This is a genomic window from Micromonospora sp. ATA51, assembly GCF_016802855.1.
Lineage (GTDB): Bacteria > Actinomycetota > Actinomycetes > Mycobacteriales > Micromonosporaceae > Micromonospora > Micromonospora sicca.
The window spans coordinates 1-9262 of sequence record NZ_JAEVHJ010000275.1 but is presented as its reverse complement, the minus strand read 5'-3'; the positions used below and the strand labels follow the sequence as shown (position 1 = coordinate 9262).

The window sequence follows — 9262 nt, the reverse complement described above, 5'->3', positions numbered from 1 at the left end:
AACGGCTCGCCCTCGGCGACCGCCTGGTGGCCGCCGCCGTGAACGCCGGCCGCGAGTTGGAGCGCCGGCTGACGGACCGGGACGCGGCCCGGACCGCGCTCACCACCCTGCGGACGGCCGCCCCCCGACCCGCGGGCCAGCGCCCCCGACGCGGTCCTGGATCCGGGTGCCGCCGGACCGGACTGGGAGGAGGTCCGGCAGGCCCACGCCGAGCTGCGCGGACTGCTGCGCCGGATCGACGACCCGGAGTTGCGGGACCGGCTCGACGCGGTGGCCGACCGGCTCGCCGGCGCGGTGACCCGACCCGAGGGCGCCACGCCCGCCCCGGCGAGTCCACTCTCGCCCCGCGAGACCGACGTGCTGGCCTGCGTGGCGTTGGGCTGTACCAACGCGACGTGGCTGAGCAGCTCGGGCTGCGACCGGAGACGGTGAAGAGCTATCTCCGCGCGGCGATGCGCAAGCTCGGCGCGCACACCCGCCTGGAGGTCGTGGTCGCCGCCCGCCGCGCCGCCCTCCTCCCCTAGGCGGATGCGATGAGCTGGTGGCGGCGACGGGGTGCCGGCGCGGCCCTGCTGGGCGCGGTCCTGCTGATCGGCTTGGCGCATGTGGCCCGGGACGTGCTCCGCCCAGGCGAGGAGGAGATCTCCGTCGAGGCGTACGACCGCACCGACGATCCCCGGGTGATCGTGGCCCACCTGCGCAGGGATCCGGCGTACGTGGTGTCCCGGGTGGCGACCGCCGAGGACGCCACGTCGGTCGTCGTGCGCGTCTCGGTGCGAGCGCCCCGGCTGGGCTGGTCGGGCGGGGACGAGCCGGTCGAATGGCGGATCCACGTCCGGCTCGACCAACCGCTGGCCGGCCGGCAGGTGATCGACGGCCACACCGACGCGCCCGTGCCCGAGCGCTGACCAAGTCCCTCCTGGCCGACGACAGGTCTCCGTTCCCGTGGCGGGGCGTCACCACCTCTAGGGCGTCCTAGGAGGCTAGCTCTCAGCGCCCGAAGGGCTGGAGCCGCGCGGCGGGGCCGCGAGAAGCTGCACCACCTCAACGCCGCCCCGATCAACGCCGTCGCCGACCGCTGGTTCGGCCGGTACGACCGGGAGCGGGCGCGCGCCCTCGCCGACCTGCAGACAGCATTGAAGTCCGAGCCCATGCAGAACCCGACGGTCGCCTACACGGCCTACATCAGGACCACCCCCGGAACGGCTCTGGAGGGCGCTGACCGAGCCGGAGTTCACCCGGCATTACTGGAGCGGCGTCACGCTGGTCTCCGACTGGCGCCCCGGATCGCCCCTGCTCTGGCAGGACGCGCCGGACGCGGAGGCGAGGGACCTCGGCCAGCGGGTGCTGGCGGCCGAGCCCTACCACCGGCTCTCCTACAGCTGGCACGGCGTCCCGCCCGAGCACGCCGCGCATTTCGGCTGGTCCGACGAGGAGCTGGCCGCCCGGCTCGGCGAACGCCGCTCCAAGGTCACCTTCGACCTCGAGCCGCACGGCGACACGGTCCGGCTGACCGTGACCCACGACGACTTCTCCCCCGAGGGCGAGATGCACCGGGCGATCAGCGGTCAGCTCGACGGCGGCGGCGGCTGGCCCGAGCTGCTCGCCAGCCTCAAGACCCTGCTGGAGACCGGCGAGCCGCTGCCGGAACCGGTCCCCGCGGCCCCCGGCCGGCTGACGACTGCCGGCGGCGGGGGGTCAAGGGGTTGCTGATGCTGGTCGGTTCGACGGCGTCGTTCGCGGCACTCGGCGCGCTGCCGTTGTTCGCAGCTTCCCGCCTGACGGCCGGGTTTGTCGCGTCGGACGGTGGGTAGCCCGCACCACCCACACGCGCCGACGACTCGAGCGAAGACCGGAGTGGTGCTCGAGGAGGGAATGGGGCGACGGCCCCGCGGACGTGAGGAGTACGCGTGGTGGTGTTACCCCAGCAAGAGGATTCCCGCCTCATGCCGGTGCTGTCCGCCGACCGGGTCTGGACCGGTGTCACAACCAGTGAGGACGGGCGGGTATTCGTGAGCTTCCCGTCCGCGGACGGTCCCGGCCTCCAGGTCGCGGAAGCCATGCCCGACGCAGGCTCATCCCCTATCCGGACGCGGGGTGGAACCAGGCGCGCGACGACCACGACCCGGCCGGGGCGTTCGTGTGCGTCAACGCGCTTCGGACAGGCCCCAACGGGCGGCTCTGGATCGTTGATGCCGGCGCTCCCGGCATCGGCCTGCCCGCCGTCGCTGGCGGCGCACGGCTGATCGCGATCGATCTCGCCACCGACACGATCGCACGCAGCTACGACCTCGGCGCGACGCGGCGGCAGACGAGCTACCTCGACGACGTACGTTTCAACGATCAGACTGCCTACCTCACCGACGCCGGGGCACCCGGGCTCATCGTTCTCGACCTGACCACCGGGCAGGCCCGCCGGGTGCTCGACGGTCACCCGAGCACGATCGACCGCCGCACCATGCACGCGGACGGGCAAGTCCTGCGCCGTCAGGACGGCAGCGAACTACGCGTACACGCCGATCAGCTCGAGGTCTCCCCCGACGGGCGGTATCTCTACTTCCAGCCGGCATCCGGACCGCTCGCCCGGATCGAAACCCGCTGGCTCGACGATCCCTCGGTGCCCGACGACACCCTGGCCGAACGAGTCGAGACATGGCTGGACACCCCAACCACCGGCGGCACCGCCATCGACGCCGCCGGCACCATCTACCTCAGCGACGTGGAACACCGCCAGATCCTGACCATCATGCCCGACCGGCAGGTCGACACCCTCCTCGCCGACCCGCGCCTGATCTGGGGCGACGCGATGTGGATCGACAGTTCCGGAAACCTGTGGATCCCGGCCGCCCAGCTCAACCGGACCCCGGGACTGGCCGGTGGGGCCGAGGCGGTCGACTACCCCGTCTGGATCTACAAGCTGAAGATCGATGCCAGCCCGCCGGCCAATGATCACACCTGACCGACGCCGGACGGTCGTGCCGTGATACCAGCGCACCGAGAGCGTTCCCGCGCCGGATTGTCCAGGCTGATCGTGCTCGCCCCCGGCGGTGTGACGCGGCTGGAACTCTTCGTGGACCTGGTCTTCGTCTACGCCTTCTTCAACGTCACCGCGCTGATGTCGGCGAATTTCCATCCCGTCGGGTTGCTTCAGGGGGGCCTGGTGGTGCTGCTGCTGTGGCGGTGCTGGGCGTCGTACGCATCGCTCGGGAATCTGGTCCGGCTCGATCGAGGCATCATGCCGCTGGTTGTCCTCGTGGCGGCGGCGTCCATCTTCGTGGTCGGTGTCACCCTTCCCGAGGCGTTTGCTGACCGGCCGCACGGTCTACCCGGCCCGCTGGTTTTCGTCGTCGCGTTTCTGCTGGCTCGCCTCGGGCCACTGTTGATCGCGACGTTCGCCCTGTGGAACGTCGACGGCAGGCGTCCACCCGTTCGGCGCGCTTGGCTCCCGCTGTTCGTCAGTGCGCCGCTGCTGCTGTTCGCCGCGTCCCTCCCCCTCCTCCTGCCTGCGTGGACGCCGGTGGTGCACGTCCAGCTGGTGCTGTTCGCCGTGGCCGTCGGCGTCGACTACGTCGGCTTGTGGGCGCTGGGCGCAGGCACCTGGCAGCTCACGTCCGCGGGCCACTGGGCCGAGCGGTACAGCCTGATCGTGCTCATCGCCCTCGGCGGGACGATCATCTCGATCGGCACCAGCCGCGGGCTGGTCGGTGACCCACCCATCACCTGGTCGGTGATCATCGGCTCGGTGCTGGGCATCGTCGTCGTCGCCGTGTTGTGGTGGACCTACTTCGACCTCGCCAAGCCCGCCGCCGAGCAGGCACTGCAGCGCCTGTCCGGTGGCGCCAGGTCATTGTTGGGTCGCGACGCCTACACCATGCTGCATCTACCGATGATCGGCGGTCTCATCCTGCTCGCGCTCGGGCTCAAACATGCGCTGAGCGCAACGGAGGAGCGCACCGTCCATCAGTGGGACCCCGGCAGCGCCCTCGCCCTCTACGGCGGAGTTGCGCTCTACCTGCTCGGACTGCTGGCGTTCGAACGGCGCGGCACCAACCTGACGGGGCGCAGCCTGATACTCGGTATCGCACTGCTCACCGCCTCGGTGCCGCTGGCCCTGCGCGTTCCGGCGGTGGCGTCGTTGGCGATACTCGCCGCCGCCGTCTGCGCCATGGTGGTCGCCGACCGCACGATCTTTCGCCAGCGGCACCGCAGGCTGCACCGGAGCGTCGCCGGCACGGCGACCCGGGTGTCGGGCGTGTGGCCGCACGAGCTCTTCCTCGATCTGCTGATCGTGTATGCGTTCATCCAGGTCACCGTGCTGATGAGCCGTCAGCCATCCGCGGCCGGGGCAGCCCAGGGACTGGGCGTCGTGGTCCTGCTGTGGTGGTCCTGGTGCTACTACGCCTGGTTGGGTAGCGCGACGTCCCGGGACGCGATTTCCGTGCGGGTGACCATGCTCGTCGCGGCGGCGCTGACCCTCGTGCTCGGCATCGCCATCCCGCAGGCGTTCAGTCGCGTACCCGGTGGGCTGCCCGGGCCGCTGATCGTGGTGACCTGCTACGCGGCTGTCCGCATCCTGCACTTCGCCTCGTTCTGGCTCGCCGCCCGCGCGGATCCGACGGTACGAGCCCAGTTGTCCCGGGCCGCCGTACCCGCCGGGGCAGCTCTGGCGCTGCTGCTGTGCGCGACGCTGACCTTCCCACCGCGGGGCAGCCCCGTCACGCCGATCAGCGCCGTGCTGTGGGGAGCTGCCCTGGCGATCGACCTCGGTGGCGGCTATCTGATCGGCCCACGCAACTGGCAGATCCGCTCGCTCGACCACTGGGTGGAGCGGTACAACCTTGTGGTCCTCATCGCGTTCGGTGAGGCGGTCAGCTCCACCGGGGTCGCCCTCGTGAGCGCGCCGATCTCCCCGGCCGTCCTGCTCGCGATCACGCTCAGCGTCACCCTGCTCGCCACGCTCTGGTGGACCTACGTCGGCACCGACGAGCTCCTCGACCGCCGCCTCCGGCAGGTCCCGAACAGCCTACGGGCGGCCCTGGCCCGGGACGCCTACACCTACCTGCATCTGCTGCCCGTCGCCGGACTGATCCTGATCGCCTTCGGCCTGAAGTCGGCCCTGGCTCAGTTGGCGTACCGGCCGACGGCGGCGCCGGACCCCTGGGGACACACCGCCCTGTACGGCGGGGTGATCGTCTACCTCCTCGGCGACCAGCTGATCTGGCAACGTGCCCACGGCAGGACGTCCCGGCGGCGCATGCTCGGGGTGCTGCTCGTGGCGCTCACCGCGCCGGCGACGGCCCGCCTACCCGGTCTCGGGGCGCTGGTCCTGCTCACCGCGGTCGGCATCGGACTCGCCACCACCACACCCTTTCCTGCCACCGAGGCACGACACGGCAGCCGGTAGGCACCCGTCGGTCAGGTTGTCAAGGACCGCGGACCCGCGCAGTGCCGGCCCGGCGTCACCGGGTGGCGGCGGTCCTCACCAAGCTCGGCCTGCGCGACCGGGTCCAGGCGGTGGTCTTCGCCTACGAGGTGGGTCTGGTCCGGGCCGAGCCGCCGGCCCGGTGACCGTGAGATGTCCGCCGGCCGTCCCCACGAGGGGACGGCGACCTGTCCAGCGAGGTCAGGGCACCATCCAGTCGAGCACCGGCGAGCCCTGCAACGCGACCAGCACGCACATGAGCAGCAGCAGGAGCAGGCTCCAGCCGAACACCTTGCGGAAGATCTCCCCCTCCCGGCCGGCCATCCCGACCGCGGCGGCGGCGATCGCCAGGTTCTGCGGGCTGATCATCTTGCCGAGCACGCCGCCGGAGGAGTTGGCCGCCGCCAGCAGCACCGGGTCCAGCCCGGCGCGCGCCGCGGTCTGCACCTGCAACGCGCCGAACAGCGCGTTGGCCGAGGTGTCCGAGCCGGTCACCGCGACCCCGATCCAGCCGAGGATCGCCGAGAGGAAGACGAACGCCCCGCCGGCCGCGGCGAGGAACGCGCCGAGGGTGTTGGTCTGCCCCGACTGGTTCATCACGTACGCCAGGGCGAGCACCGCCATCACCGTCACGATCGCGTACCGCAGTTCGACGTAGGTGCGGCGGTACGCCCTCAGCGCCCGGCCGGCGGAGACCCGCAGCACCAGGGCGGTGAGGATGCCGGCGAGGATCATCAGCGTGCCGGCGGCGGGCAGCCAGTTGAGGGTGAACGTGGCCGACGACAGCGGCTTGCCGTTGCCGCCCAGGATGTCCAGTCCGGGCCAGTCGAACTTCACGGTCCACGGCTCCTTCGCCAGGGCCGCCTTGACCGGCCCGAGGTTGGCGACGGAGAAGATCGCGATGATGATCAGGTAGGGGGCGTAGGCGCGGGCCACCTCGGCCGGGGTGTCGGCGATCCGGCGGCCGTCCGCCGTGGCGGCGCGAGCCTGGTCGGCGGGCCGTGGCTCCAGGTCGTCGCCGCCGGTGCGGTGCCGGCCGGCGGGAGCGGTCTCGTCGATGCGGGGGTCACCCGGCGGGGTTTCGCCACCCGGTCCATCCAGGGCGGGCGCGGCGGTGGTCGTACCGGAGCGGCTGACCGCGGCGGCGCGGACCGTGCCGGGACCGGCCAGCTCGGCCTCGACGGGCCCCCTGGCGGCGGGCACGGCCGCCGGCTCGCGACCCAGGTCGGCCGGGGTGACCGGGCGCCAGACGCGGACCAGCAGGACCACGGCGGCGGCCGAGACCAGCGCGGCGACGATGTCGGTCAGCGGCACGGAGATGTAGTTCGCGGCGACGAACTGCGCCAGCCCGAAGGTCACACCCGCGACCAGCGCGGCCGGCCAGGTCTGCCGGATGCCGCGCCGCCCGTCGACCAGGGCCACCAGCATCAGCGGTACGACCACCGCGAGGATCGGGGTCTGCCGGCCGACCATCGCGCCGAGGGTGTCCACGGTGAGCCGGGAGTCGTCGTTGACCCCGGAGGTGACGCTGGCCAGGGTGACGATCGGGGTGGCGAGCGCGCCGAAGGCCACCGGCGCGGTGTTGGCCAACAGCGACACCGACGCGGCGTGGATCGGGCGGAAGCCGAGCGCCATCAGCATCACCACGGTGATCGCGACCGGGGTGCCGAAGCCGGCGAGGGCCTCCAGCAGCGCGCCGAAGCAGAACGCGATGATGATCGCCTGGATCCGCATGTCCGGGCTGACCCGTTCGAACGAGCGGCGCAGCACGTCGAAGTGTCCGCTCTCGACGGTGAGGTTGTAGACCCAGATCGCGTTGATGACGATCCACAGGATCGGGAAGAAGCCGAAGGCCGCGCCCTCGGTGGCCGACAGCACGGCCTGCCCGACCGGCATAGCGTAGACGGCGATCGCCACCACCAGCGCGACCGCGAGGGAGATCACGCCGGCCAGCCAGGCCCTGACCTTCAGCACGCCGAGCAGGACGAACAGGGTGAGCAGGGGCAGGACCGCGAAGATGGCCGAGAGCGCGACGGAGTCACCGACGGGATCGGTGACGACTGTGAACTGTTCGAACATGAGTCACCTCGACACGTGAAAAGGGGTGGGTCCTACAGCAGCTCCTCCACCGGGCGGGCGCGGAGGGAGGCGTCGAGGACCTGGGCGGTGTGAGCCAGGGCGATGTCGCCGCCGGCGCGGGTCACCGAGGCGGCGACCTGCATGAGGCAGCCGGGGTTGGCGGTGACGAGCAGCCGCGCCCCGGTGGCCAGTACGGTCCGGGCCTTGCGGTCGCCGAGTTCGGCGGCGGCCCGGGGTGGAGCACGTTCCAGATCCCGGCGGAGCCGCAGCAGATCTCCGGGTCGGCGATCTCCCGCAGCTCCAGCCCGGGGATGTCGCGCAGCAGCCGGCGGGGCTGGGCGCGGACGCCCTGGGCGTGGGCGAGGTGGCAGGCGTCGTGGTACGCGACGGTCACCGGCAGCGGGTGCCGGGTGGCGACCGGGCCCAGTTCGTCGAGGAGCTCGGACAGGTCGCGCACCTTGCCGGCGAAGTCGGCGGCGAGCGCGGCGTAGCGGGCGTCGTCGCGCAGCAGGTCGCCGTACTCCTTCAGGGTCGAGCCGCAGCCGGCCGCGTTGACCACGAAGAAGTCGACGCCGGCGGCGGCGAACGCGTCCAGGGTCCGGCGGGCGAAGCGGCGCGCCTCCTCCTCGCGTCCGTTGTGCACGCTCAGCGCGCCGCAGCAGCCCTGCCGGTCGGGCAGGATCACCACGTCGCAGCCCTCGGCGGCGAGCACCCGGGCGGTGGCCGCGTTGACCTCCGGGAAGAACGCGGACTGCACGCAGCCGGTGAGCATGCCGACCACGGCCCGGCGCGGCCCGACCGCCGGCATCCGCGCCGGGAGGCGGGCGGGGCTGCCGAGGCGGGGCGCGAGCGACTCCAGCGCCGCCAGGGTGGGCGCCAGCCGGGGCAGCAGCCCGGTCCGCGCGACCAGGCGGCGCAGCCCGCTGGCCTGGTACGCGCGCAGCGGCCCGCGCAGCAGCCGCAGTCGCCGCGGGTACGGGAAGAGGGCGAAGATCGCCGCGCGCAGCGCCCGCTCCCGCGGCCCCCGGCGGTGCCGGCGTTCGACCTGCTGCCGGGTGTCCTCGATGAGCCGGTCGTAGCGCACCCCGGAGGGGCAGGCGGTCACGCAGGACATGCAGCCGAGGCAGCGGTCGAAGTGGGTGACCATTGAGTCGGACAGCGGCTCGCCCTCCAGGCCCTCCTTCATCAGGTAGATCCGCCCGCGGGGCGAGTCCATCTCCTCGCCCCACAGCACGTAGGTGGGGCAGGTGGGCAGGCAGAAACCGCAGTGCACGCAGTCGGAGATCAGTTCGGCGGCGGGCGGGTGGTGCGCGTCGAAGGCGCCCCCGTCGGGCGGCTGGGCGGCCAGGCCGAGCACGTCGCGCGGCCCGGTGGCCGGGAAGGTGCCGCCGGGCGAGGTGACCGGACGCTCGCCGGGCTGCTGGGGAATGGTCATCAGATCCCTCCGACGAATCGGCCGGGCGCGAGTCGGGCGTCGGGGTCGAACCGCTGCTTGACCCGGCGCATCAGCGCCAGCCCGTCGACCGGCCCCCACAGGTCGACCCGGTCCCGCACGGTCGGGGGCGCGGTGAGCACCACGGCGTGCCCGGCGACGGCGGCGGTCGCCGCCCGCAGCGCGTCGACCAGGCCGGCGACCCGTTCCGGTTCGCCGTGCCGGGCACTCCGGCGTGCAGGACACCGACGCCGCCGAGCCGCGCAGCGCGAAGCGGCACCGACGCCGCCGAGCCGCGCAGCGCGAGCGGCACGCCGTGCCGGTCGGCC

6 protein-coding genes and 3 pseudogenes are annotated in these 9262 nt (G+C 72.7%); 6 read left to right on the top strand and 3 right to left on the bottom strand.

Annotated elements, in window-relative coordinates; all coding sequences use genetic code 11:
• The first annotated feature begins 26 nt into the window (after window positions 1–26).
• The 6 genes and pseudogenes from JNW87_RS39890 to JNW87_RS29575 all read left to right on the top strand — a co-directional run.
• Window positions 27–524, top strand: a complete 498-nt coding sequence (locus tag JNW87_RS39890; protein WP_309234112.1) for a helix-turn-helix transcriptional regulator — start codon at window positions 27–29, stop codon at window positions 522–524.
• A gap of 9 nt (window positions 525–533) precedes the next feature.
• A complete protein-coding gene (locus JNW87_RS29595) occupies window positions 534–908 on the top strand; it encodes a hypothetical protein (protein WP_109805891.1) in 375 nt (124 codons plus the stop codon).
• A gap of 298 nt (window positions 909–1206) precedes the next feature.
• Window positions 1207–1713: pseudogene (locus JNW87_RS29590) on the top strand (SRPBCC family protein); the annotation flags it as partial.
• 427 nt (window positions 1714–2140) lie between these two features.
• The gene (locus JNW87_RS29585) at window positions 2141–2959 is read left to right on the top strand and encodes a major royal jelly family protein (RefSeq protein WP_238454791.1); all 819 of its coding nucleotides are present in this window, start codon (window positions 2141–2143) and stop codon (window positions 2957–2959) included.
• A 57-nt stretch (window positions 2960–3016) separates the two neighbouring features.
• Complete coding sequence (locus JNW87_RS29580) at window positions 3017–5404, top strand: low temperature requirement protein A (RefSeq protein ID WP_161558020.1); 2388 nt, start codon at window positions 3017–3019, stop codon at window positions 5402–5404.
• 62 nt (window positions 5405–5466) lie between these two features.
• Window positions 5467–5568, top strand: a pseudogene (locus tag JNW87_RS29575) (DNA-binding response regulator); the annotation flags it as partial.
• A gap of 55 nt (window positions 5569–5623) precedes the next feature.
• Here JNW87_RS29575 and JNW87_RS29570 read toward each other — a convergent pair.
• The 3 genes and pseudogenes from JNW87_RS29570 to JNW87_RS29560 all read right to left on the bottom strand — a co-directional run.
• A complete protein-coding gene (locus tag JNW87_RS29570) occupies window positions 5624–7501 on the bottom strand; it encodes an L-lactate permease (protein ID WP_109805888.1) in 1878 nt (625 codons plus the stop codon).
• Window positions 7502–7622: 121 nt separating this feature from the next.
• Entirely contained in the window at window positions 7623–8936 is a 1314-nt protein-coding gene (locus JNW87_RS29565) for a heterodisulfide reductase-related iron-sulfur binding cluster (RefSeq protein WP_238454790.1), read from the bottom strand.
• A pseudogene (locus tag JNW87_RS29560) lies at window positions 8936–9262 on the bottom strand (hypothetical protein); the annotation flags it as partial. The gene JNW87_RS29565 and the pseudogene JNW87_RS29560, both read right to left, overlap by 1 nt.